The organism is Thermus islandicus DSM 21543 (assembly GCF_000421625.1).
Classification (GTDB): Bacteria; Deinococcota; Deinococci; order Deinococcales; family Thermaceae; genus Thermus; species Thermus islandicus.
Window position 1 is genome coordinate 65,791 of record NZ_ATXJ01000001.1, and the last position, 23,290, is coordinate 89,080.

Annotated in this window: 16 protein-coding genes, 1 tRNA gene and 1 pseudogene; 9 read left to right on the forward strand and 9 right to left on the reverse strand. The window is 68.6% G+C overall.

Annotated elements, in window-relative coordinates; translation table 11 throughout:
• Positions 1–319: 319 nt before the first annotated feature.
• Positions 320–395 (reverse strand) — tRNA-Lys (locus H531_RS0100350).
• 229 nt (positions 396–624) lie between these two features.
• On the opposite strand from H531_RS0100350, the pseudogene H531_RS14635 reads away from it, so the two are divergent.
• Together H531_RS14635 and H531_RS0100355 are read left to right on the forward strand one after the other, a co-directional pair.
• A pseudogene (locus tag H531_RS14635) lies at positions 625–669 on the forward strand (hypothetical protein); the annotation flags it as partial.
• Positions 670–725: 56 nt separating this feature from the next.
• Complete coding sequence (locus H531_RS0100355) at positions 726–1,709, forward strand: zinc-binding alcohol dehydrogenase family protein (RefSeq protein WP_022797382.1); 984 nt, start codon at positions 726–728, stop codon at positions 1,707–1,709.
• Here the strand turns inward: H531_RS0100355 and H531_RS0100360 are convergent.
• From H531_RS0100360 to pgi, 6 genes are all read right to left on the reverse strand, one after another.
• The gene (locus H531_RS0100360) at positions 1,681–2,394 is read right to left on the reverse strand and encodes a hypothetical protein (protein WP_022797383.1); all 714 of its coding nucleotides are present in this window, start codon (positions 2,392–2,394) and stop codon (positions 1,681–1,683) included. The two genes, H531_RS0100355 and H531_RS0100360, sit on opposite strands and share 29 nt — an antisense overlap.
• 100 nt (positions 2,395–2,494) lie before the next feature.
• Complete coding sequence (gene ctaD / locus H531_RS0100365) at positions 2,495–4,870, reverse strand: cytochrome c oxidase subunit I (protein WP_022797384.1); 2,376 nt, start codon at positions 4,868–4,870, stop codon at positions 2,495–2,497.
• 14 nt (positions 4,871–4,884) lie between these two features.
• On the reverse strand, positions 4,885–5,895 hold the full coding sequence (gene coxB, locus H531_RS0100370; RefSeq protein ID WP_022797385.1) for a cytochrome c oxidase subunit II: 1,011 nt from the start codon (positions 5,893–5,895) through the stop codon (positions 4,885–4,887).
• 11 nt (positions 5,896–5,906) lie between these two features.
• A complete protein-coding gene (locus tag H531_RS0100375) occupies positions 5,907–7,724 on the reverse strand; it encodes a heme o synthase (protein WP_022797386.1) in 1,818 nt (605 codons plus the stop codon).
• 117 nt (positions 7,725–7,841) lie between these two features.
• Positions 7,842–9,428 (reverse strand): phosphoenolpyruvate carboxykinase (ATP), encoded by a 1,587-nt coding sequence (pckA, locus tag H531_RS0100380; RefSeq protein WP_022797387.1) that lies wholly within the window; start codon positions 9,426–9,428, stop codon positions 7,842–7,844.
• Between the two features lie 51 nt (positions 9,429–9,479).
• The gene (gene pgi / locus H531_RS0100385; RefSeq protein ID WP_022797388.1) at positions 9,480–10,733 is read right to left on the reverse strand and encodes a glucose-6-phosphate isomerase; all 1,254 of its coding nucleotides are present in this window, start codon (positions 10,731–10,733) and stop codon (positions 9,480–9,482) included.
• 136 nt (positions 10,734–10,869) lie between these two features.
• Between pgi and H531_RS0100390 the strand changes: the two genes are divergently transcribed.
• The 4 genes from H531_RS0100390 to groL all read left to right on the forward strand — a co-directional run bounded on the left by H531_RS0100390 (position 10,870) and on the right by groL (position 15,905).
• Positions 10,870–13,101 (forward strand): GNAT family N-acetyltransferase, encoded by a 2,232-nt coding sequence (locus H531_RS0100390; RefSeq protein WP_022797389.1) that lies wholly within the window; start codon positions 10,870–10,872, stop codon positions 13,099–13,101.
• The gene (locus H531_RS0100395) at positions 13,088–13,879 is read left to right on the forward strand and encodes a TrmH family RNA methyltransferase (protein WP_028490560.1); all 792 of its coding nucleotides are present in this window, start codon (positions 13,088–13,090) and stop codon (positions 13,877–13,879) included. Before H531_RS0100390 ends, H531_RS0100395 begins: the two co-directional genes overlap by 14 nt.
• A gap of 77 nt (positions 13,880–13,956) precedes the next feature.
• Positions 13,957–14,262: a co-chaperone GroES gene (groES, locus tag H531_RS0100400; RefSeq protein ID WP_022797391.1), complete on the forward strand. Its 306-nt coding sequence runs from the start codon at positions 13,957–13,959 to the stop codon at positions 14,260–14,262.
• 11 nt (positions 14,263–14,273) lie between these two features.
• Positions 14,274–15,905, forward strand: a complete 1,632-nt coding sequence (groL, locus tag H531_RS0100405) for a chaperonin GroEL (protein WP_022797392.1) — start codon at positions 14,274–14,276, stop codon at positions 15,903–15,905.
• Positions 15,906–16,013: 108 nt separating this feature from the next.
• Here the strand turns inward: groL and dnaE are convergent, their stop codons facing one another.
• Positions 16,014–20,948 (reverse strand): DNA polymerase III subunit alpha, encoded by a 4,935-nt coding sequence (dnaE, locus tag H531_RS0100410; protein ID WP_022797393.1) that lies wholly within the window; start codon positions 20,946–20,948, stop codon positions 16,014–16,016.
• A gap of 57 nt (positions 20,949–21,005) precedes the next feature.
• Between dnaE and H531_RS0100415 the strand changes: the two genes are divergently transcribed.
• The 3 genes from H531_RS0100415 to H531_RS0100425 are packed head-to-tail and all read left to right on the forward strand — an operon-like array spanning position 21,006 to position 22,301.
• Positions 21,006–21,305 carry a type II toxin-antitoxin system prevent-host-death family antitoxin gene (locus H531_RS0100415; protein WP_245540642.1) on the forward strand — a complete coding sequence of 100 codons (300 nt, stop codon included), beginning with the start codon at positions 21,006–21,008 and terminating at the stop codon, positions 21,303–21,305.
• Positions 21,280–21,726, forward strand: a complete 447-nt coding sequence (locus H531_RS0100420; RefSeq protein WP_022797395.1) for a type II toxin-antitoxin system VapC family toxin — start codon at positions 21,280–21,282, stop codon at positions 21,724–21,726. The genes H531_RS0100415 and H531_RS0100420 overlap by 26 nt, the downstream gene beginning before the upstream one ends.
• Positions 21,723–22,301 (forward strand): 5-formyltetrahydrofolate cyclo-ligase, encoded by a 579-nt coding sequence (locus tag H531_RS0100425; protein ID WP_022797396.1) that lies wholly within the window; start codon positions 21,723–21,725, stop codon positions 22,299–22,301. Before H531_RS0100420 ends, H531_RS0100425 begins: the two co-directional genes overlap by 4 nt.
• Positions 22,302–22,374: 73 nt before the next feature.
• On the opposite strand, the gene H531_RS0100430 is transcribed toward H531_RS0100425, so the two are convergent.
• Positions 22,375–23,289 carry a 2-oxoacid:ferredoxin oxidoreductase subunit beta gene (locus H531_RS0100430; protein ID WP_022797397.1) on the reverse strand — a complete coding sequence of 305 codons (915 nt, stop codon included), beginning with the start codon at positions 23,287–23,289 and terminating at the stop codon, positions 22,375–22,377.
• Between the last annotated feature and the right edge of the window lies 1 nt (position 23,290).

The window sequence follows — 23,290 nt, forward strand, 5'->3', positions numbered from 1 at the left end:
GTTGTTCCTCGGATTATACAAGCCCCGGGGGAAAGGGTCAAGGATGACAGCCTGCCTTACGAGGCCCTCCAACGGGGGCTTCACCGGCCGGGTTTGCGGCGGCGGACGAGGTGGGAAAAGACCTAGGAGATCGTGGGGCAGAGCCTAGCCCAGTGGGATGGGAAGCGGCTCGGGCCCTCGGGCCTCGAGGGCTTGGGCTTCCCGGGCGGAAAGCCGAGGGCCTCTAGGCCCCGAACCCCCTCCCTGGAAGCCCTAGGACGAGCTCGAGGGAAACACCCCCGGCTACGCCACCGGGGGATAAAGCATTGCGCTTTAGGCGTGGTGGGCCGTGCAGGATTCGAACCTGCGACCTACCGATTAAAAGTCGGTTGCTCTGCCAGCTGAGCTAACGGCCCAAAGCCCTTGCGATTATAGGCGAAACCCCGGGGCTTGTCCAGCACGGGGAACCGGGGTCCTGGGCCAGCAGTGGCTTTGGAGCTACCGCTACCCCGGTCCGGACGGGAAGCTGGGCGTCACGGACACGGCCCGGGTCTCCCCCGCTAACCCCTTTGGCCTGGACCCGAAGGACCCTGCGGCCCGGGACGACGTGGTGGTGGTGGGGGGCCCCTCCGCCTTCCCCTAGGGGTGCCCGTCCGGCTTTTGCTCCGGGCTAACGACGTCATCCACGACTTCTACGTGCCCGAGTTCCGGATCAAGATGGACGCGGTCCCGGGGAAAATAGGGGCATGCGGGCCGTGGTCCTTAAGGAGGTGGGCAGGCCCCTGGCCCTCGAGGACCGCCCCCTCCCCACCCCGGGGCCCGGGGAGGTCCTCCTCCGGGTGGAGGCCTGCGGGGTCTGCCGCACCGACCAGCACATCGCCGACGGCGAGCTCCCCCCGCCCCGCCTGCCCCTCGTCCTCGGCCACCAGATCGTGGGCCGGGTGGCGGCCTTGGGAGAGGGGGTGGAAGGGATCCCCCTGGGGGCGAGGCTCGGCGTGGGGTGGCTCTCGGGGGCCTGCGGCCGGTGCAAGTACTGCCGGCGGGGCCAGGAAAACCTGTGCCGGGAAGCGGTCTTCACCGGGTACCACCGGGACGGGGGCTTCGCGGAGTACGCGGTGGTGCGGGCGGCCTACGCCTACCCCCTCCCCGAAGCGGCCCCTCCGGAGGGCCTGGCCCCGTGGCTCTGCGCCGGGCTCATCGGCTACCGGGCCTACCGCCTGGTGCGGGACCGGGAGGTCCTCGGCTTCTACGGCTTTGGGGCCGCGGCCCACCTCCTCCTCCAGGTGGCCCGGCACGAGGGCAAGAGGGTCTACGCCTTCGTGCGCCCGGGGGACGAGGCGGCCAAGGCCTTCGCCCTGGCGCTCGGGGCGGCCTGGGCGGGGGACTCCACGGAACCTCCCCCAGAGCCCCTCGAGGGGGCCATCCTCTTCGCCCCCGTGGGGGCCCTGGTGCCCAAGGCCCTCTCCGACCTGGAGCCCGGAGGGGTGGCGGTCCTGGCGGGGATCCACATGAGCCCCATCCCCGAAATGCCCTACCGCCTCCTCTGGGAGGAGCGGGTCCTGCGCTCGGTGGCCAACCTTACCCGGGAGGACGCCCGAGCCTTCCTAGAGATCGCGCCCAAGGTGCCGGTGAGGGCGGAGGTGGAGGCCCTTCCCCTGGAGGAGGCGGAGCGGGCCCTGGAGGCCTTGCGGCGGGGCCGGGCTAGGGGCGCCTTGGTCCTCGTCCCCTGAGGCCTTCCAGGATCCAAAGCCCGAAGGCCTCCTCCCGGGCCCGCCGCCTCAGGGCCTCGAGGTCCAGAGCCCTCCTCGGGGTGGGCTCCAGGGCCACCTTGGGAAGGGGAGAGGCCTCCAGAAGGGCGAGGAAGGCCTCATCGTTCCAGGGGGGGACGAAGGCCCCCGAACGGCAGAGGAAGGCCCGGTGGAAGGTCCCCTCCACCGGGCCTCCGGGGTCTACGGCCCTCAGGAGGGGCACCCGGGGCTCGGGTTCCCGGGAGGGGTCCCGCCAGGGGGGGTAGAGGACCCGGAGGCGGGCCCCCAGGCGGTGGTAGAAGGCCATCCAGTCGTCGCAGGCCGGCTCCTCCCCTAGGGGGCGGTACCCCGCGTCGTGGTGGGCGTCCAAAAGCACCACCTCCTCTACCCCTTGGCGCACCGCCTCGTGGAAGGCCAGGGCGTTGGAGTCGGCGTAGTAGAGGACGGCGCCCGGGGCGAAGGCGAAGCGCTCCCAAAACCCCTCCCACCCCAAGACCCCTGGGAGGGGAAGGCCCCGGAGGAGGAAGGCCAGGGCCCGCTCCTCCCAGGCCTCGAGGAGGTAGTAGGGGGTCTCAAAGTGGGCCCAGGCGAACAGGGGGACCAGGGGGTCCTCGGGGTCCTGGGGGACGGGGAAGAAGTAGTCAAAGTCCACCACTAAAAGCCGCATCCTTCTTGCTTAGCCAAAGCCCCGCGGGGACTTTCTACCGGGGCCCGCATGGCATAGCCAAGGCCCCCGCCTCCCGGCGGGGACCAGGGCGCCCTTCGGGCTACCAGATGTAGAAGAGGGTGACGATGAAGAGCCAGACCGCGTCCACCAGGTGCCAGTACATGCTGGCGGCCTCGAGGGTGCCGTGGTTGTGCAGGGTGATCTTGCCCCGGAGGGCTTGCAGGTAGGCGAGGATGAGGCCAAAGCCCCCGATGACCACGTGCAGACCGTGGAGGCCCACGATGGTGAAGAAGGCCGCCGTCCAGAGGTTCTCCTGCCAGGAAGAGTGGTGGTGGAACTGGTAGAACTCCCAGGCCTGGAAGAGGAAGAAGAGGACGCCGAGGAGGATGGTGACGAGGAGGCCAAAGCGGAAGGGGTTGAAGCGGCCCCGCCTAAGGTCGTGGTGGGCGAAGTGGACGGTGAAGGAGGAGCTCACCAGGAGAAAGGTGTTGAGGAGGGCGAGCCAAAGGGCGGGCCTTTCGGCCGGGGGCACCGCGTGGCCGGAGAGGCGGAGGTAGAGGTAGCCGGCAATGAGGATGGCGAAGAGGCCCACCTCGGAGACGATGAACCAGGCCATCCCCATCCAGGCGTTGGACTTGCCCGTGACGGTGTGGTGCTCCACCGGGTGGCTGTACTCGTCCTCCAGGGCCCACCGCACGAGGCCGTAGGCGAAGAGGGCGAGGAAGAGCCACATCCAGACGTTGGGCACGGGGAGGGCGGCCACACTCACGAAGAAGGCGAAGAGGGTGGCGGCGGAGTAGAAGGGCCAGAAGGAGCTGTTGGGCAGGTGGATGTGGCCCGGGTCCTCCGGCTTCAGCTCCACCCCCCGCCTAGGCCAGTCGTAAAGGGGCCGCTCCGAGTGGAACTCCTTGGGCAAGACCACGTCAAAGTTGTGGGCCTTGGGGGGAGAGTCCGTGAGCCACTCCAGGGTGTAGCCCCCCCAGGGGTTGGCCGGGGCCTTCTCGCCCGAGCGGAGGCTCTTCAGCATGGTGTAGACCCAGACCAGGCCGCCCAGGCCCAGGATGTAGGCCCCGAGGGTGGAGAGAAGGTTGAGCTCGGGCCAGCCGGCGATGTCGGCGTTGTAGGTGTAGTAGCGCCGGGGCATCCCCAGGTAGCCCAGGGCGTACTGGGGCAGGAAGGTGAGGAGGTAGCCCACCAGGAAGAGCCAGAAGTGGAGGCGGCCCAGCCTTTCGTCGTACATCCGGCCCGTCATCTTGGGCCACCAGTAGTAAAGCCCGGCGAAGGCCCCGAAGCCCGAGCCCGCCATGAGGACGTTGTGGAAGTGGGCCACCACGAAGTAGGAGTCCTGGAAGTGGTAGTCCAGGGGGACCATGGAGAGCATGACCCCGGTGATCCCCCCGAGGAGGAAGTTGAAGATGAAGCCCAGGACCCAAAGGAGGGGGGTCTTCATCTGGAGCTTCCCGCCCCAGAGGGTGCCGATGATGTTAAAGAGCTTAACCCCGGTGGGCACGGCGATGAGGGCGGTGAAGAAGGCGAAGGCGATCTGGAAGAGGGTGCTCTCCCCCACGGTGAACATGTGGTGGGCCCAGACCATGGTGCCCAGGACCACGATGCCCATCTGGGCCCAGACCATCTGCCGGTAGCCGAAGAGGGGCTTCCTGGCGAAGGTAGAGGCCACCTCGGCGAGGATCCCCAGGTAGGGCAGGAGCATCACGTAGACCGTGGGGTGGGAGTAGAACCAGAAGAACTGCTGGAAGAGGACGGGGTCCCCCCCGATCTCCGGGTTGAACCAGGAGAGGCCGATCTTCCTTTCCAAAAGGACAAGGAGGCTCGCCGAGGTGAGCCCGGCCAGGCTGAAGAGGTTGAGGACGCTGGCGGCGAAGACGCTCCAAACGTACATGGGCATCTTCCAGAGGCTCATCCCCTGGGCCCTTAGGTTATAGATGGTGGCGATGAAGTTGGCGTTGCCCAGGAGGCTGGAAAAGCCCAGGAGGAGGATGGCCGCCATGTAGAAGTTCACCCCGCTTCCCGACTGGGCGGAGAAGGGGTAGTAGAAGGTCCAGCCCACCGAGGGGGCCCCGCCGGGGAAGAAGTAGCTCATGAGGGCGAGAAGGATCGCCCCCAGGAAGGCCCAGTAGCTGAAGGCGTTCACCCGGGGCAGGGCCACGTCCCTCGCCCCCAGCATCAGGGGCACCACGAAGTTGCCGAAGCCGGTGAGCCCCGCCTGGATGATGAAGAAGAAGAGCATGGTGGCCCCGTGCAGGGTGAGGACCTGGTTGTACTGCTCCCCGGTGAGGAAGTGGTTGTTGGGCACCGCGAGCTGGGTGCGGATGAGGAGGGAGAAGACCCCCGCCAGGGCGAAGGCGAAGAAAGCGGTGGCCGTGTACAGGAGGCCGATCTTCTTGTGGTCTACGGTGGTGAGGAGGTCCCAGAGGGCCCCTAAGAAACCGGTTTTGGGCTTTGCCGCAATCGCCATGCCGATCCTCCCATTCAGAACCGGGGCAGGGCCTTGAGGTCCAGGCCCGCCACCCTAAGCCCCTCGAGGTAGCGCACGAGGGCGTCCAGATCCCCCTCCGAAAGCTGGGGGAAGCCGGGCATCTTGACCCCGGGCTTCATGCCGGCGGGGTTTTTGATCCAGGCCTTCAGGTTCTCCGGGGTGTGGTCCACGATCCCCGCCCCCAGGCTCGTGCGGTTGCCAAAAAGCCCGAGCTCAGGCCCGATGACTGCCGGCGGCACGGACCGCGCCACGCCGTGGCAGGCGGCGCAGTTCTGCTGGAACACCTGCCTTCCCCGGGCATCGGCCACGGGGGGCGGCGCCTTGGCCTCCTCCACGAAGCGGCCAAAGGCCTCCTTGGGCACCACAAGGACCCGGAAGAGCATCCGGGCGTGGCTGGGCCCGCAGAGCTCGGCGCAGAAGCCGTAGTAGTTCCCAGGCTCCTTGGGGGTGAAGCGGATCAGGGTCTTTTGTCCCGGGATGGCATCCCGCTTGCCCGCAAGACCCGGCACCCAGAAGGAGTGGATCACGTCCTTGGAGGTGATGGTGAACTCCACGGGCACGCCCAGGGGCAGGATGAGCTCGTTGGAGTTCCTGAGACCGAGCTCGGGATAGTGGAAGTCCCACCAGAACTGGTAGCCCGTCACCTCCACCTTGAGGGCCCCGGGAATGGGCCGGTTCACCTGGATGAGGGCCTTGGCCGTGAGCCCGAAAAGCACCAGGACGATGAAGATAGGGATCAGGGTCCAGAGCACCTCGAGGCGCTCGTTCCCGTGGATCTGGGGGGGCTCGGCCGTGTCGTCGGGCCGGGCCCGGAACTTCCAGGTGACATAGGCCAGGCTCCCCGCCACCACCAGGAAGATGACGAAGGAGAAGAAGTAGACCCAGGGCCAGAGGAAGGCCACCTCCTGGTTGTAGGAGCCCCCGGGATGGGTGATGGCCACCCGGTGCCCCTCCTGGGCCAGCGCCATACCCAGGAAAGCCAGTGCCAACGCAGCACGTCTCATCCGGTTCCTCCTTAAAGCGCCCTGTCCACCGCCATGGCCGCGAACAAGAGGGCCAGGTACAGCATAGAGTACTTATACAGCGAAACCGCCGTGCTCCGTTCGGGCTGGCGATAGAGGGCGAGGCTCTTAAGGATAAGCAAGAGATTAAGGACGAAGCTGAAGGCCAGGTAAAGGAGGCCAAGCTCGCCCAGCATCAGGGGCATGAGGGAGATGAGGGCAGTGAGGACCGCGTAGAGGGCGATCTGCATCACGGTGACCCTTTCCCCCAGCACCACGGGGAGCATGGGCACCCCCACGGCCCGGTAGTCGTCCTGGATCAGGAGGGCCAGGGCCCAGAAGTGCACGGGCGTCCAGAAGAAGATGAGGGCGAAGAGGTACCAGGCGAAGAGGCTGAGGTCCCCCGTGACCGCGGCCCAGCCCACGAGGGGCGGAAAGGCCCCCGCCGCCCCGCCGATGACGATGTTGTGCCAAGTGCGCCGTTTCAGGTAAAGGGTGTAGACCAGGACGTACCAGATGAGGCCCATGAGGGCCAGGGTGGCCGCGAGGAGGTTCGCCCCCCAGAAGAGGACCAAAAAGCCCAGGAGGGCCAGGGCCAGGGCGAAGAGGAGGGCGTCCCGGCTGGAGACCCTCTGGGTGACGGTGGGCCTCCTGGCGGTGCGCCGCATCCGGGCGTCAATGTCCCGGTCCACCACCATGTTGATGGCGTTGGCCGCCCCGGCCATCAGGTACCCTCCCAGGGCCACGGCGAGGAAGACGGGAAGCCCCGGCCAGCCCCGGGCGGCGATGAGCGTGGCCAGGAGGGCGGTGAAGAGGAGGAGGCTCACCACCTTGGGCTTGGTGAGGGCCAGGTAGTCCCGCCAGGTGGCCCCGCCCGTCCCCCGGTGGGCCTCGAGGCCCCCCTCCCCGAGCTCCACCCGCTGGGCGTCCCGGCCCAGGGCGGAGGCGGCCAGGAGGACGAAGGCGAGCCAGACGGCGTAGGCCAGGAGGAGGTGAAGGAGCTGCATCCAGACCGGGGCCTTGAGCCAGACGTTCACCAGCCCCAAAAGGAGCTGGACCCCGTAGAGGTAGGCGAGGGCGTGGGCCAGGAGGCGGGTCCTGGGGGAGGGGCGGAGGTGGGCGGCCAGGTACCCGGTGAAGACCACGTAGAGCCCCACGCTCACGGCGATCAGGGGGTGCAAGACCCTGAGGCGCACCAGGAAGTGCTCCCCCGGGCTCAAGGAGCGCTCCAGGGCCTCGAGGGTGCTCCGCACGGGAAAGAGGAGGTCGCCTAAGGCCGTGACCGCCCCGCTCATGCCCAGGAAGAGGAGGGCGAGCAGGCCGAGGAGGAGGGCGGGCCCCACCGCCCCCTGCCCCCGAAGGCGCAAGGGGGTACCCCCAGAGGCCCACCAGGCGGTGAGGACCAGGGCGGCGAGGAGAAAGTAGGTGTTGGCCAGGTGGACCATCTGGACCACGGCCCGGGCGGCGCTGGCGTTTTGGGCCGTCCAGCCGAAGAGGACCAGGGAGGCCCCCACCAGGCTCTCCGTGACCATGAAAAGGAGGGCAAGCCCCGCCCCGAAGCGGGCCGGGTGCCCCTTGGGAAAGGCGCGGAGTGCCCAGAGGAAGAGGGCGAGAACGGAGAGAAACGCGAGGCCCGAGGTGGCCCGGTGGGTGAACTCAATGAGGGTCTCCACCTGGGGCGCGCGGGGGATCACCTCCCCGTTGCAGGTGGGCCAGTGGGCCCCGCACCCGGCCCCCGAACCGGTGGCCCGCACAAAGGCCCCGAAGAGGGCCACGAGGAGGTTGGCCAGAAGGACGCCCCAGGCGTAACGGTTGAACCAGGCTTGGCGCATAGGAACCCCGTCCCCCAGACGGTACAGGCTACCATTTTGCCAAAGGGGCCCGCCAGGGGGTGAGGTACATTTGTCCCTGCCGCCCTCGAGGCCCCATACGCCCACCCCCTATCGCCCCTACTCCACCCGGGGGCCCGCCCGGCGCACCGCCTCCTCCACCCCCTGGGCATACTTCTGGAAGTTATCCTGGAAAAGCCGGGCAAGCCTCTCTGCCTGCCGGTCGTAGGCCTCCTTGTCCGCCCAAGTCTTTCGGGGATCCAGGAGGTCTTGGGGAACCCCGGGGACCTCGAGGGGCACCTCAAAGCCGAAGACGGGGTCCTTCCGGTAGGCCACCCGGTCCAAGGCCCCGGAAAGGGCAGCCTTGAGGAGGGCCCGGGTGAGGGGAAGGGGGAAGCGGCGCCCCACCCCGTAGGGCCCCCCGGTCCAGCCCGTGTTCACCAGGTAGACCTTGGGGCCGTGCTTCTTGATCTTTTCCCCCAGCATCCCGGCGTAGACCCCGGGGTGCATGGGAAGGAACGGGGCCCCGAAGCAGGCGGAGAAGGTGGCCTTGGGCTCGGTGACGCCCCGTTCCGTGCCCGCTACCCGGGCGGTGTAGCCCGAGAGGAAGTAGTACATGGCCTGTTCCGGGGAGAGGCGGGCGATGGGGGGAAGGACCCCGTAGGCGTCGGCGGAGAGGAAGAAGAGGGCCCGGGGGTGCCCCGCGGTCCCCGAGCGCACCACGTTCTCCAGGTGGGCGATGGGGTAGGAGGCGCGGGTGTTCTCCGTTTTGGAGTCGTCGTCCCACTCCACCCGGCGGCTTTCCGGGTTCAGCACCACGTTCTCCAGGATGGCCTCAAACTGGTTGGCCGCCTTGTAGATGAGGGGCTCGTGCTCGGGGGAGAGGCGGATGACCTTGGCGTAGCACCCGCCTTCAAAGTTGAAGACCCCCTCCTCGCTCCAGCCGTGCTCGTCGTCGCCGATCAGGGGGCGGTCCGGGTCGGTGGACAGGGTGGTCTTGCCCGTGCCGGAGAGGCCGAAGAAAAGGGCCACGTCCCCCTCCTTCCCCACGTTGGCGGAGGCGTGCATGGGAAAGACCCCCTGCTTGACCATAAGGTAGTTGAGGACGGTGAAGACGCTCTTCTTGATCTCCCCGGCGTACTTGGTGCCCACGATGAGAATGAGCCTCTTGGCGAAGCTGATGCCCACGAAGACCTCGCTCCTCGTGCCGTCCCTTTCCGGCACCGCCTGGAAGTAGGGGGCGTGGACCACGGTGAAGCCGGGGACGAAAGCCTCCACCTCGTCGTCCCCAAAGCGGCGGGGCAGGAGGAACATGTTGCGGGCGAAGAGGGCATGCCAGGGGCTTTCCGTCACCACCCGCACCGCCAGGCGGTAACGCCGGTCCGCCCCGGCATAGAGGTCCTGGACGTAGAGGTCCTGCTCGGAGAGGTACGCGGCTACCCGTTCGTAGAGGGCTTGAAAGGCCTCTTGGGGAAAGGGCTGGTTCACCTCCCCCCACCAGATCTCCCCCTCCACGGCGGGCTCTTGGACCACAAACTTGTCCCTGGGGCTTCGGCCCGTATAGGGGGTGGTGTCCACCACCAAGGCACCCCTATGGGCCAAAAGGCCCTCTCCCCGGGCCAGGGTGTGCTCCACCAAGACGGGGGAAACGGTGTTCCAGAAGACCTGTTTCCTGGGATGGATGCCTATAGCGCCTAAGCGGTCCATAGGGGCCTCCTCACGTCCAAGGTATCACAAAGGGGTTTCCACGCCCCTCCCCTATCCCCCTTGCGTCAGGAGGGCGCGGGTGAGCCGCTTGCCCAGCTCCACCCCCGGCTGGTCAAAGGCGTTCACCTCCCAGAGCTCCCCCAGGAAGGCCGTCTGCCACATGAGGTGCTGGAGGAGCCAGCCCGCAGCGTAAGGAGAGACCTCGGAGAGGTAGAGGGCGTAGACCCTCTGGCCCGCCTCGGCCAGGGCCCGGTAGGTAGCCTCGGCCTCGGCCTTGAGGAGCTGGAAGAGGGTTTTGCCGAAGAGGTAGGAGGCGGCCTCGAGGCCCTCCACCTCTGGGATCTCCAGGTCCTCCACGGGGGCTTCGGGGATGACCAGGGCGAGGAGCTTGTCCAGGGGGCCCTCGCGGAAGAGCTGGACCTGGGCGTGCTGGTCCTGGGGCCCTTGGGCGGGGAGGGCGGTGGTCCCCACCCTCCTGCCCTCCCGGTCCACCTTGCCCAGGGACTCGTCGTGGAGCTGGACGAACCAGGCGGGGAGGTGGCGTAGCCTCTCCGAGTAGACCATGAAGACGTGGACGGGGAGGTGGCGGTGGAGGTGGAGGAGGAGGGCGGTCTTCAGGGGGAGGCTGGCCTCCAAGGGGGCCAAGGCGGTCTCGTTGGCCTTGCGGGCCCCCATGAGGAGGGCGTCCAGGTCGGCGCCGGCGAAGGCCAAGGGGAGAAGCCCCACGGGGGAAAAGACCGAGAAGCGCCCGCCCACCTCTTTAGGAATGGCGAAGGCCTTAAGCCCCTCCCGCTCGGCGAAGGCCCTTAGAGGCCCCCTCTCGGGGTCGGTGGTCACCACCAGGTGCCGCCGCCAGGCCTCCCCCAGGTGCGCCTTAAGCCACTTCAGGAAGACGGCGAGGCCCGCCAGGGTCTCCGCCGTGGACCCCGACTTGGAAACGGCGTTCACCAGGGTCTTCCCTGGGTCCAGAGCGCGGAGGAGCTCCCTTATAGGCTCGGGCTCTACGTGGTCCAGGTAGTGGAAGCGCACCCCGCTCTGGTTGAAGGCGGCCTCGAGGGCCTTAGGCCCCAAGGCGCTTCCCCCGATGCCGATGAGGACGAAGTCTTCCACCCAGGGGTTCGCCTCGCGGTAGCGGCGGACCTCCCTTAGGGTCTCCGTGTCCTCGGGGAGGTCCATCCAGCCGAGCATGCTCCCCGGGGCTTTGCGCTTGGCGAGGAGGCGCTCCCGGGCTTCCTTTAGGAGAGGGGCGTGCCGGCTTAGGGCCTCGGGAAAGTCTTTGAGGAAGCGGGTGTCCAGCCGGAGCATGGAGTGCAGTTTACACCCTTGCGGAGCTTCCTCTACCGGAGCTAGGCCCTAGCCCACGCCCCTTTGGGCGCTCAGGCGGAAGGGAGGGCACCCAAGGTGGTGCGGGGGCACGAGCCCTTTGGGGGAAAATGAGGGCATGGGCTACGTCCCGCCCCCCACCCCCCAGCACGGCCTCGAGGAGGGCCCCGTGCTCCTCAAGGACGGGCGCACCGCCCTCCTCCGCCGGGCGGGCCCCAGGGACCTCCCCCTCTTTGTGGAGTTCCTGAGGCGGCTTTCCCCGGCCTCCCTGCGCATGCGCTTCTTCTCCCCCATCGCCCCGGAGAAGGCGGCCAAGCTCCTCCTCTCCGCCAAGCCCGAGGAGGAAAAGGTGGTCCTCGTGGTCCTCCTGGGGGAGCCCCCCCGGATCGTGGCCACGGGGGAGTACGTCCGGCTCAAGGGGGAGGAGACCGCCGAGGTGGCCTTTTTGGTGGAGGACGCCTACCAGGGCAAGGGCCTCGGCACCCTGCTTCTGGAGAGGCTCGCCCTCCTCGCCGCCAAGCGCGGGGTGCGCCGCTTCCAGGCCTTCGTCCTCCCGGAGAACCAGAGGATGCTCTCGGTCTTCATGGAAAGCGGCTTCCAGGTCAAGGCCCACCGGGAGGGGGGGGAGGTGGAGGTGGAGTTTGAGATCGTCCTGACGGAGAAGGCGGCGGAGCGCTTTGAGTGGCGGGAGAAGGTCTCCACCTTGGCGAGCCTCCACCCCTTCTTCTTTCCCAAGGGGGTGGCGGTGGTGGGGGCGAGCCGCGACCCCGAGAGCATCGGCTACCGGGTCCTGGAGAACCTCATCTTCGGCCGCTTCCAGGGGCCGGTCTACCCGGTGAACGAGGCCATCGGCAAGGAGGGGGGCACCGTGGGCCCCCTCCTCGCCTACCCGGGCCTGGAGGCGGTGCCGGGGCCCGTGGACCTCGTGGTGGTGGCGGTGCCCAAGGAGCGGGTCCTGGAGGCCCTCGAGGCCGCGGGGCGCCGGGGGGTGCGGGGGGCCATCCTCCTCACCACGGGCTTCACCCCCAAGGAGGCCCAGGCCCTGGCGGAAAAGGCGAGGCGGCTAGGGATGCGCCTCTTGGGACCGGGCTCCTTGGGGCTCGTGCACACCGCCTCCCGCCTGGCGGCAGGCCTCGTCCCCTTGCCCCGGGAGGGGCCCCTGGCCATCTCCAGCCAGTCCGGCACCCTGGGGCGGGCGGTTCTGGCCTACGCCGAGGCCATGGGGCTAGGGGTCGCAAGCTTCGTCTCCTTAGGGGCCAAGGCGGACCTCTCCTCTAACGACCTCCTCCAGTTCTGGGAGGAGGACGAGAGGACCCGGGTCATCCTCCTCTACCTGGAGGGCTTCGGCAACCCCAGGCGCTTCTCCCGCCTGGCCCGGAGGGTGGGCAAGCGGAAGCCGATCCTGGCCGTCCACCCCTCCCGCGACCCCCTGGTGCGCACCCTCTTCGCCCAGGCGGGGGTGGTGCGGGCCAACAGCCTGGAGGAGGCCTTTGACGTGGCCGCCCTCCTCGCCTCGGGCCGCCTCCCGGAAAACGGGCGGGTGCGCCTCGTCTCCAACGCCTCGGGCCCCTCCAACCTGGCCCTCGAGGCCTTAAGGGAAGGGAACCTGGAGGTGGAGCACGTGGACCTGGGCTCCGAGGCCCGGGAAGAGGACTTCAGGAAGGCCCTGGAGGAGGCCCTAAAGGGGGAGGCGGGAAGCGTCTTTCTCCTCTATGTGCCCATGGGCTTTGCCCGGGAAGAGGCGGTGGTGCGCCTGGTCCAGGAGGCCAGGACGGAAAAGCTCTTCCTGGCCTGCCTCATGGGCCAAGACGGGCCCCGGGCCAGGCTCCTTGGCCCCGCGGTCCTCTACCGCTTTCCCGAGTCTGCGGCCATCGCCTTGGTCCGGGCCTGGGCCTACCGCCGCTTCCGGGAGGAGCCCCTCGTCTTCCCCGACTTCCCGGACCTCAGGCTCGCCGAGGCCAGGAGGCTCCTGGAAGGCAGGAAGACCCTTTCCCCCGAGGAGGCCCGGGACCTCCTCCAGGCCTTCGGCCTGCCCCTGGGCGAGGGGGAGGGCCTTACGCTCCGGCTCCACGCCGCCCCCCATCCCCTGTTCGGCCCCGTCCTCACCCTCCTCCTCCCCACCCCCCTGGGGGACCAGGTCCTCGGCCTCCGCCTCACCCCCCTCACGGAAGGGGATGCCCGGGAGCTCCTCAAGCCCCTGGAGGGCCATGCGGACCCGGAGCCCTACCGGGAAATCGTCCTCCGGGTCTCGAGGCTCCTGGAGGAGTTTCCCCAGGTGGAGCGCCTAGAGCTGGCCCTTTCGGGCCCGCGGGTGGCCCGGTACGAGGTGGCCCTTGGTGGAGATCGCTAGCCCCAAAAACCCCCGGGTCAAGGCCCTGGCCGCCCTGAAGGAGCGGAAGGAGCGGGAGCGGAGGGGACTTTTCCTCGTGGAGGGGCGGAGGGAGGTGGCCCGGGCCCTGGAGGCGGGGCTCCAGCTGGAGGTCCTCCTCCTCGGCCCCAAGGCCAGGCCCGAAGATCCCCTCCTGGCTGGGGACAAGGAGGTCCTTTTCCTCTCCCAGGCGGCTCTGGAGCGGATCTCCAGCCGGGAGAACCCCGCCCAGGTCCTGGGGGTCTTCCGCATCCCCAAGAGGGACCTCTCCCAAGCCCGCCTTCCCCCAAAGCCCCTGGCCCTGGTCCTCCTGGGCCTGGAGAAACCCGGCAACCTGGGGGCCATCCTCCGGGCGGCGGACGGGGCGGGGGCGGACCTCGTTCTCTTGGCCGAGGGGGTGGACCTCTTTAGCCCCCAGGTGGTCCGGAACTCCACGGGGGCCCTCTTCTCCCTCCCCGTCTACCCCGTCTCCGAGGAAGAGGCCTGGCGCTTCCTCGAGGCGAAGGGCCTCCTCCTGGTGGCCGCCACCCCCGAGGGGGAGCGCCTGTACTGGGAGGAGGACTACCGGGAGGGGGTGGCCTTCCTCCTGGGGACGGAGGACGAGGGACTCCCCGAGGCCTGGAAGCGCCGGGCCCAGGTGCGGGTGCGGATCCCCATGCGGGGACGGGCGGACAGCCTCAACGTGGCGGTGAGCGCCGCCCTCCTCCTCTACGAGGCCCTGCGCCAGCGCTCCTTACAAGACCCCCCTCAACCCCCTTGACAGAAGCCTGGCGGGGCCGGAATAATAAGCCTTGGTTTGACACTCTCGCCTTTTGAGCGTCAAAGGAGGGAGTGGGTATGGCTGCGGAGGTGAAAACGGTGATCAGGCCCCTAGGCGACCGGGTGGTGGTGAAGCGGATTGAGGAAGAGCCCAAGACCAAAGGGGGCATCGTGCTCCCCGACACCGCGAAGGAGAAGCCCCAGAAGGGGAAGGTGATCGCGGTGGGCACGGGCCGCGTCCTGGAGAACGGCCAGAAGGTGCCCCTCGAGGTCAAGGAGGGGGACATCGTGGTCTTCGCCAAGTACGGCGGCACCGAGATTGAGATTGACGGGGAGGAGTACGTGATCCTCTCCGAGCGCGACCTCTTGGCGGTCCTGCAGTAAGGAGGTGAACCATGGCGAAGATCCTGGTGTTTGACGAGGCAGCCCGCCGGGCCTTGGAGCGCGGCGTGAACGCGGTGGCGGATGCGGTGAAGGTCACCTTGGGCCCCCGGGGCCGGAACGTGGTCCTGGAGAAAAAGTTCGGCTCCCCCACCATCACCAAGGACGGGGTGACGGTGGCCAAGGAGATTGAGCTGGAGAACCACCTGGAGAACATCGGGGCCCAGCTCCTCAAGGAGGTGGCCTCCAAGACCAACGACGTGGCCGGCGACGGCACCACCACGGCCACCGTCTTGGCCCAGGCCATCGTCCGGGAGGGCCTGAAGAACGTGGCCGCCGGGGCCAACCCCCTCGCCCTCAAGCGGGGCATTGAGAAGGCGGTGGAGGCCGCGGTGGAGAAGATCCGCTCCCTGGCCATCCCCGTGGAGGACCGCAAGGCCATTGAGGAGGTGGCCACCATCTCCGCCAACGACCCCGACGTCGGCAAGCTCATCGCCGACGCCATGGAGAAGGTGGGGAAGGAGGGGATCATCACCGTTGAGGAGTCCAAGAGCCTGGAGACCGAGCTGAAGTTCGTGGAGGGGTACCAGTTTGACAAGGGGTACATCTCCCCCTACTTCGTCACCAACCCCGAGGCCATGGAGGCGGTCCTCGAGGACGCCTTCATCCTCATCGTGGAGAAGAAGGTCTCCAACGTCCGCGAGCTCCTCCCCATCCTGGAGCAGGTGGCCCAGACCGGCAAGCCCCTCCTCCTCATCGCCGAGGATGTGGAGGGCGAGGCCCTCGCCACCCTGGTGGTGAACAAGCTCCGGGGCACCCTGAGCGTGGCCGCGGTGAAGGCCCCCGGCTTCGGCGACCGCAGGAAGGAGATGCTTAAGGACATCGCCGCGGTCACGGGCGGCACCGTGATCTCCGAGGAGCTCGGCTTCAAGCTGGAGAACGCCACCCTCTCCATGCTGGGCCGGGCCGAGCGGGTGCGGATCACCAAGGACGAGACCACCATCGTGGGCGGCAAGGGCAAGAAGGAGGACATCGAGGCCCGGATCAACGGCATCAAGAAGGAGCTGGAGACCACTGACAGCGAGTACGCCAAGGAGAAGCTCCAGGAGCGGCTGGCCAAGCTCGCGGGCGGGGTGGCCGTGATCCGGGTGGGCGCCGCCACCGAGACCGAGCTCAAGGAGAAGAAGCACCGCTTTGAGGACGCCCTGAACGCCACCCGGGCCGCGGTGGAGGAGGGGATCGTCCCGGGCGGCGGCGTGGCCCTCCTCCGGGCCATCGGCGCGGTGGAGGAGCTCCTCAAGAAGCTGGAGGGGGACGAGGCCACCGGGGCCAAGATCGTGCGCCGGGCCCTGGAGGAGCCCGCCCGCCAGATCGCGGAGAACGCCGGCTACGAGGGCTCCGTCATCGTGCAGAAGATCCTGGCGGAGAGCAAGAACCCCCGCTTCGGCTTTGACGCCGCCACCGGGGAGTTCCGCGACCTGGTGGAGGCGGGCATCGTGGACCCCGCCAAGGTGACCCGCTCCGCCCTGCAGAACGCCGCCTCCATCGGCTCCCTCATCCTCACCACCGAGGCGGTGGTGGCCGAGAAGCCCGAGAAGAAGGAGTCCACCCCCGCCCCCGCGGGCGCCGGGGACATGGACTTCTAATCCCACCCCATGGGGTCCCGGTAGAAGGTCGCTGCAAGGCCGCTTGAGCGAAGGGGCTGGTCAAACCCAGCCCCTTTTTCCTTTCCCTCCCAAGGTTTTCCGGGGGGTTTAGAAGGGAACCACCTCTTCCTTCTGGCCGCCCCCATTTCCCTGGAGGAAGACCTCGCGGTCCGGTACCAGGTAGGCGCGGAAGCCCTCGGCCTCGAGGGGCGCCAGCACCTCCTCCCCCACCCGGACCCCCCGGAGGGCGAAGAGGGCCTCGCCGAAGGGGCCCTGGACCCTAAGGTACAGGGGAAGGGTCCCCGGGTGCTCGTCCAGAAGGCTCCTGAGGAGGGCCACTCCCCGCTCGTCCAGGAGGGCGTGGTCCACCTCCACCTCCAGGGCCCTAGGGGCCTCCGCCACCTCCTCGTGGGTCCAGACCGCCTGGGCCACCACCCGGAGCCCCTCCTCGTTCCGCTCCACCTCGGCGAGGACCAAGAGGGGGACATCCTCCTTGAGCTTGGGGGAAACCCCCTCGTAGGCCCGGCCGAAGGCCACCACCTCCAAGGCCCCCGTCTCGTCCGAGAGGGTGAAGCGGGCCATCATCCCCCCCGAGCGGGTGGGCTTGCGCACCACCTCCTCCACCATGCCCGCAAGGAGCACCCTCGGGCGGCCGGGAAGCCCGCGCACGAACTCCGAAAGCTCCTCCAGCGCACAGCTCGCCACCTCCCTCAGGCCCGGGTAGCGGAGCACGGGATGGCCGGAAACGTAGATGCCCAGGGCCTCCTTCTCATAGCGCAGGCGGGTGATCTCGTCCAAGGGGGGGGCCTCCACCAGGGGGGGCTCCTCCACCTCCGCGAAGAGGCCCACGAGCCCAGACCGGCCCCTTTCGCGGCTCTCCGCCGCCCACCGGAGGAGGGGGTCCAGGGAGGCAAGGAGCCTCGCCCGGTCCCCAAAGGCGTCCAAGGCCCCGGCCTTGACCAAGGACTCCAGGGCCCGCCGGTTCACCACCTGCTCGGGCAGGCGCTTCAGGAAGTCCCCGAGGCTCCGATAAGGCCCCCCCCGCTCCCTCTCCCTAAGGATGGCCTCGGCGGCCGCCTCCCCCACGTTCTTCACCGCCGAGAGGCCGAAGAGGATCTCCTTCCCCACCACCTTGAAGTCAAAACCCGAGCGGTTGAGGTCCGGGGGCAGGACCTCTATGCCCATGGCCCGGGCGTCCCGGATGTACTCCGCCACCTTGTCGGAGTCGTGCCGCTCCACGCTGAGGAGGGCGGCCATGAACTCCACAGGGTAGTGGGCCTTCACGTAGGCGGTCTGGTAGGAGAGGAGGCTGTAGGCGGCGGCGTGGGAGTTGTGGACGACGAGGTCCTCGGCCACGAAGGTGTGGGTGCCCTCCACGGTGAGGTCAAAGACCTCCTCCTCGCCCAAGGGCTCCACCGCCTCCACCCGGTCCCAGTAGACCTCGGCCTGGGCCAGGCGGAGGAGGGCCAGGCTTCCCGTGAGGGCGGCAAGCCGCTCTAGGGTAGCCCGGGAAAGCCCGCGCCTCCCCCGGCCTGGGCGGAGAAGCCCCTCGGCCAGGCTCGCCTCCCTCAGGAAGGCCGCCACCTGGCCCTGGGCCGCCCGGGCCACCTCCTCCTTCACCTCTTCCAGGAAGGCCAGGGGCAGGACGTCCTTGGTGCTCCGGCCCGCCGCCCCCCAGGAGGCGAGGAGGGTCTCCAGGTCCTGCCGCCTCTTCCCCAGGAGGTAAGGGCCTAGGGCCTCAGCGAAGCGGTGGGCCGCCTCAAAGCCCCCCAGGAGGTAGACCCCATACCCCTTGCGCCCCCCGGCGAAGCGCTTCTCCACCAAGCGGGACTGAAGCCCGAGGCGGAGGAGGAGGTGCTGCACGCCCCGGGCCAGGTCCAAGGAGGCGGTGGCGTAGTGGATGAGCCGGCCCTTGGGGTGCACCCCGCCGCCCCCGGTCCAAAGCCGTCCCAGGAAGCGGGCCACCTCCTCGGGCGGCAGGCGGTAGACCTCCTCCGGAAGGCGCTTGGTCCTGGCGCCAAGCCCCAGAAGCCCCATCCGCTTGAGAAAGGCCACCGCCCCCGACTCCACCCTCCGGTCCTCGCGGCCCACGTAAAGGTGGGCTACGCCCCGACGCCAGGCCACCCGGGTGCGGGTGTTGGGAAAGCGCTTCAGGGCCTCCTCCATGGCGGCGAGCTCCTCCTCCGAGGAGGTGTAGAGGTAGAAGCCGGAGGAATGGCGGAGGTTCCCCTCGGCCAGGGCGAAGCCCAGGAGGTCCAGCTCGTGGTCCTCGAGGTGGGCCGAAGGCCGGTAGGGCAGGTGGCGGGGCAGGGCCACGTAGTCCCCCGGGGCCAAGGCCCCCAGGGGCCGCCACCCTCGAGGGGTGTAGACGGGGTGGTTGGCCGTGGCCTCCAGGACCCTACCCGTGGCGGTGCGGAGGGCGTAGACCTGAGCCCTCCCGCTTGGGAAGGCCGCCACCACGGGCCTCGGCACCAGGCGGAGGCGGGCCTCGTCCAAGGAGACCACCCAGACCCCCTGCGCCTCGCCCCGGACGATCTCCCCCACGCTCACGACCCTCCCGGTGCGCCAGTCCACCACCTTGGCCCTCGCGGGCAGGCACTTGTTGAAGCCATAGTTGGCGAAGGCCTCCAGCATGTCAAAGAGGCGATTGGCCTCCTCCTCGGGCACGCCCCGCTCCTTGGCCCCTCGGACGAAGCGCTCCCGGTGTTTCTGCATTTCTTCCACCCGCTTCTTCCCCATGGCCCTCCTGAGCAGGTCTGCCTCCCCCAGGGAGTACCCCGCCACCTGGGAGGCGATCTGCATGATCTGCTCCTGGTAGACGGGGATGCCGTAGGTCTCGTCCAGGATGGGCCTGAGGTACTTTTCGGCGTGGGGGAACTCGCTGTAGCTCACGGGCTCCAGCCCGTGGTGGCGGCGAATGTAGGTGGGGATGTGCTCCATGGGCCCCGGACGGTAGAGGGAAACCAGGGCGATGATGTCCTCCACCCGCCTGGGCTTCAATCCCCGCACCGTGGCCGTCATCCCCCCGGACTCCAGCTGGAAGACCCCCTTGGTCTCGCCGCGGGAGAGGAGGGCGAAGGTCTTGGGGTCGTCCAAGGGGAGGCGGTCGTAGTCCAACTCCACCCCCCGCGACTCCTTGACGATGCGCTTGACCTCGTCCAGGAAGGTGAGGGTACGAAGCCCCAGGAAGTCCATCTTCAAAAGCCCCAAGGCCTCCACCGCCCCCATGTCGTACTGGGTCACGGGCCGGCCCTCCTGGTCCCGCATGAGGGGGACGAGGTCCGTTAAAGGCTCGGCGGCGATCACCACCCCGGCGGCGTGGACGGAGGCGTGGCGGTTCAGGCCCTCGAGGCGCATGGCCACCTCAATCACCTGGCGGACCCTCTCGTCCCTCTCCATCTCCGCCTTAAGCTCCGGCACCACCTGGACCGCCTCTTGGAGGGGCTTGGGCTTGCCGAACTGCACCGGGATGAGCTTGGCCAGCTCCTCCGCCTTCTTGTGGGGGATGCCGTAGACCCGGGCCACGTCCTTCAGGGCCGCCTTGGAGGCGAGGCTGCCAAAGGTGCCGATCTGGGCCACCTTGTCCTCGCCGTAGCGCTCCCGCACGTACTGGATCACCCGGTCCCTCTCCCGGTCGGAGAAGTCCGTGTCAATGTCGGGCATGGAGACCCTTTCGGGGTTCAGGAAGCGCTCAAAGAGGAGGCCAAAGCGTAAGGGGTCAATGTTGGTGATCCCCACGGCGTAGGCCACCAGGCTCCCAGCGGCGCTCCCCCGCCCGGGGCCCACGGAGATCCCGCGGCCCCTCGCCCAGTTGATGTAGTCCTGAACGATGAGGAAGTAGCCGGGGAAACCCATGCGCTCAATGACGGAAAGCTCGTAAAGGGCCCGGTGCAGGATGGCCTCGGCCGTCCACTCCCGGACCGCCTCGAGGGGGGGAAGCCTCCCCATGAGCCCCTCCCAGGCCTCCCGCTCCACCTGGGCCAGGCCCTCGGCCAGGGCCTCCCCGTCCCCGTGGGGGGGGATCCTCCCCATGAGGCGGTAGACCTCCCGGTAAAACCCCTCGGTGATCCGGTCGGGGTAGCGCTTGAGGAGGCCCTTCAGGGTGAGCTCCATGAGGTACTGGGCCTCGGTGCGCCCCTCGGGAAGGGGGAAGCGGGGGATGCGGTAGACCATCCGGTCCCCGATGGGGAGGTCCACGTTGCAGAGTCGGGCGATCTCCACCGTGTTGTCAAAGGGCTCGTCCCCCCACTCCGCCTCGGGGAGCATGGCCCGCATCTCCTCGGGGGTCTTCACGTAGAACTCGTCGCAGGGAAAGCGCCAGCGCTCGGGGTCGTCCAGGGTGGTCTTGGACTGGATGGCGAGGAGGACCTCGTGGGCCCGGGCGTCCTCCCTTTTTACGTAGTGGCCGTCGTTGGTGGCCACCAGGCCCAGGCCGTACCTCCGGGCGAACTCCCTGAGGACCTCGTTGACCTTCCGCTGCTCGGGGAGGCCGTGGTTTTGGATCTCTATGAAGAAGCGGTCGCCGAAGATGGAAAGGTACTCCTGAAGCCGGGCCTCGGCCAGGTCCAGGCGGTCCTGGAGGATGAACTGGGGGATCTCGGCCCCCAGGCACCCGGAGAGGGCGATGAGGCCCTCGGCGTGCTCCTTTAGGATCTCCCGGTCAATGCGGGGCTTCTCGTAAAAGCCTTCCAGATAGGCCCGGCTCGCCAGGCGGACCAGGTTCTGGTAGCCCCGGAAGTCCTTGGCGAGGAGGGTGAGGTGGAAGTAGCCGCCGTCTAAGCCCTTCCCCCGCTTGCGGTCAAAGCGGCTCTCCGCCGCCACGTAGGCCTCGTAGCCCAGGATGGGCTTGATGCCCATTTCGGTGGCCTTCTTGTAGAACTCCACCGCCCCGAAAAGGTTCCCGTGGTCGGTGATGGCCAGGGCGGGGTCCTCGGGGGTGGTCTCCTTCACCCACTGGAGGAGGTCGGAGAGCTTCGCCGCCCCGTCCAGGAGGGAGTACTGGGTGTGCTGGTGCAGGTGGGCGAAGCGGGGTTTACGGCCCATGGTCCCCAGTTTACCTTGCGGGAAGGGACCGGGGCGGGTAAACTAATGCATGAAATGATGCATCGCAAACGCACCCTCAGCGCCACCGAAGCCCGGGTCCACTTCGGCGAGGTGCTGAGGCGGGTGGAGGAAGGGGAGGTGATCGTGGTGGAGGGGCGGGGCAGGCCGCAGGCGGTCATCCTCTCTGTGAAGGCCTACGCCCACCTCACCGCGGGGAAGGAGGACCCCTTGGAAGCCGTTCTCTCCCTTAACCGGGCCGTCCGCGCCCGCTTGGGCAGACCCCTGACACCCCCTGAGGAGGTGCTTTCCGCCCTGAGGGAGGAGCAGAACCGTGAGCTGGGTGGTGCTGGACGCTAGCTTCCTTCTCCGCCTGCTCTTGGCGGCCGACCCCAAGGCCGAAGCCGTGCGCCTCTACCGGAACTGGAGGCAGAAAGACCACCTCCTCGCCGCCCCCACCCTGGCCCTTTATGAAGCAGCCAAGGCCCTTTACCGCTACGCCCTCGCCGGGGAGATGACCCTGGCCGAGGCCGAGACCCTCCTGGGGCACCTCCAGAGGCTTGGGGTCCGGTTTTTCGCCGAGCCCTGGACCTATACCCGGGCCTTAGAACTGGCCTGGGCCCTGGGCCTAAGGGCCACCTACGACGCCCACTACCTGGCCCTGGCCGAGGGGTTTCAGGGGGCCTTCTGGACCGCCGACAAAAGGCTGTACCGAAGCGCCCTCGAGGGCCAGGCCCAAGGCCTCCTCCCCGGCGTTTCCCTTCACTTTTTGGAAGCATGACCCTAGGGGAGCTTCGCGAGGAGGTCTGGAACTTCCTGGCCCGCCACGACCTGGCCCTCCACCCCACGCCCCCCCACGGCCACCACCCCAACTTCCTGGGGGCGAGGCGGGCGGCGGAGAGGCTGATGCAGGCCCCGGAGTTCCAGGGGGCGAGGCTCCTCTTGGTGGGGATGGACGCGGTGCTGAAGCCCCTGCGGGAGGAGGCGCTGAGGCAGGGCAAGGCCCTCCTCCTCCCCCACCCCGACCGCCCGGGGGAGTTCCTCCTCCTTAAGGACCTGGACCCAAAGCGCCTTAAGCGGGTGCGGGAGGCCTACCGCTACGGGGTGCGGGCGGGGCTCGAGGGCCAGCCCATAGACCTCGTCCTCATCGGGGCCGTGGCCGTGGACGAGGAGGGAGGGTGGGTGGGGAAGGGCTACGGCTTCCCCCAAAGCTGGCTTAGGGTGGAGGCCCCCTTCGCCACCCTGGCCCACCCGGTCATGGTCTACCCCAGGCTCCCCGTGGCCCCGGAGCGGCGGGTCCAGCTCATCGCCACCCCCCAGAGGCTTATCCGGGCCCCTCACACCCTTTGCCTTTGATTCCTGCGCTCCTATCCTCGCAGGGACTTTCTACCGGGGCCCCCATGCGGGCCCAAGCCCGCATGGGGTGGGATTAGAGGGCGAACTCCTGGAGGAGGCCCTCGAGGTCCAGGGGCTCCTCCGGACCCCGGGCCGGGTAGACCTCGGGGTAGCGGGGCAGGTAGGCCCTAAGGCGCTCCTCAAAGGTGGGCGCCTCCGCCTTCCAGAAGACCCCTACGGGGATGCGCTCCCCCCACTCCAGGGCCTTCTCCTGGAAAAGCGCCATCCTCCGGTCCAGCGCCTCCGGGGGAAGGCCCGGGGGCACCTGGGGGTCGTAACCCTCCTCCTGGAGGTTGTAGAGGCGGGGGGCGAACCACTCCTTGGTGTGGAGGTCGTTGTAGGTGGGGCAGGGCTGGAGGACGTGGAGGAAGGCGAGGCCCCTGTGCCCCATCCCCGCCTTGATGAGCTCCTTCAAGCCCTTCACGTCGTAGGCGTAGCCCCGGCCGATCCACGTGTACCCGGCGGCGAAGGCGAGCAGGAGGGGGTTGATCCGCCCCTGAGGGTTGGGCTTGGGGAGGCTCTTCGTCTTCTCCCCGAAGCCCAAGGTGGGGCCCGCCTGGCCCTTGGTGAGGCCGTAGACCTCGTTGTCGTAGAGGATGTAGAGCAGGTCCACGTTCCGGCGCCCCGCGGCCACGAAGTGCCCGGCCCCGATCCCCAGGCCGTCCCCGTCCCCCCCCACGGCCACCACGGTGAGGTGGGGGTTGGCGAGCTTGGCCCCCTGGGCGATGGGGAGGACCCGGCCGTGGAGGGTATGGACCCCGTAGGTGTTCAGGTAGTGCGGGGTCTTGGCCGAGCAGCCGATCCCCGAAAAGACCACCGTCCGGCTCGGGTCCAGCCTGAGCTCAAAGAGGGCCATCTGCAGGGCCGAGAGGATGCCGAAGTCCCCGCAGCCTGGGCACCAGTCCGGATGCTTGTCCGCCTTGTAGTCGGTAAGCTTGAGCTCTACCACG

Coding starts and splice junctions, on each gene's coding strand:
- ctaD (WP_022797384.1), bottom strand. CDS start 4,870: ATGGCGATTGCGGCAAAGCCCAAAACCGGTTTCTTAGGGGCCCTCTGG.
- pgi (WP_022797388.1), bottom strand. CDS start 10,733: ATGCTCCGGCTGGACACCCGCTTCCTCAAAGACTTTCCCGAGGCCCTA.
- pckA (WP_022797387.1), bottom strand. CDS start 9,428: ATGGACCGCTTAGGCGCTATAGGCATCCATCCCAGGAAACAGGTCTTC.
- H531_RS0100360 (WP_022797383.1), bottom strand. CDS start 2,394: ATGCGGCTTTTAGTGGTGGACTTTGACTACTTCTTCCCCGTCCCCCAG.
- H531_RS0100415 (WP_245540642.1), top strand. CDS start 21,006: ATGCATCGCAAACGCACCCTCAGCGCCACCGAAGCCCGGGTCCACTTC.
- coxB (WP_022797385.1), bottom strand. CDS start 5,895: ATGAGACGTGCTGCGTTGGCACTGGCTTTCCTGGGTATGGCGCTGGCC.
- H531_RS0100355 (WP_022797382.1), top strand. CDS start 726: ATGCGGGCCGTGGTCCTTAAGGAGGTGGGCAGGCCCCTGGCCCTCGAG.
- dnaE (WP_022797393.1), bottom strand. CDS start 20,948: ATGGGCCGTAAACCCCGCTTCGCCCACCTGCACCAGCACACCCAGTAC.
- H531_RS0100425 (WP_022797396.1), top strand. CDS start 21,723: ATGACCCTAGGGGAGCTTCGCGAGGAGGTCTGGAACTTCCTGGCCCGC.
- groES (WP_022797391.1), top strand. CDS start 13,957: ATGGCTGCGGAGGTGAAAACGGTGATCAGGCCCCTAGGCGACCGGGTG.
- H531_RS0100390 (WP_022797389.1), top strand. CDS start 10,870: ATGGGCTACGTCCCGCCCCCCACCCCCCAGCACGGCCTCGAGGAGGGC.
- H531_RS0100375 (WP_022797386.1), bottom strand. CDS start 7,724: ATGCGCCAAGCCTGGTTCAACCGTTACGCCTGGGGCGTCCTTCTGGCC.
- groL (WP_022797392.1), top strand. CDS start 14,274: ATGGCGAAGATCCTGGTGTTTGACGAGGCAGCCCGCCGGGCCTTGGAG.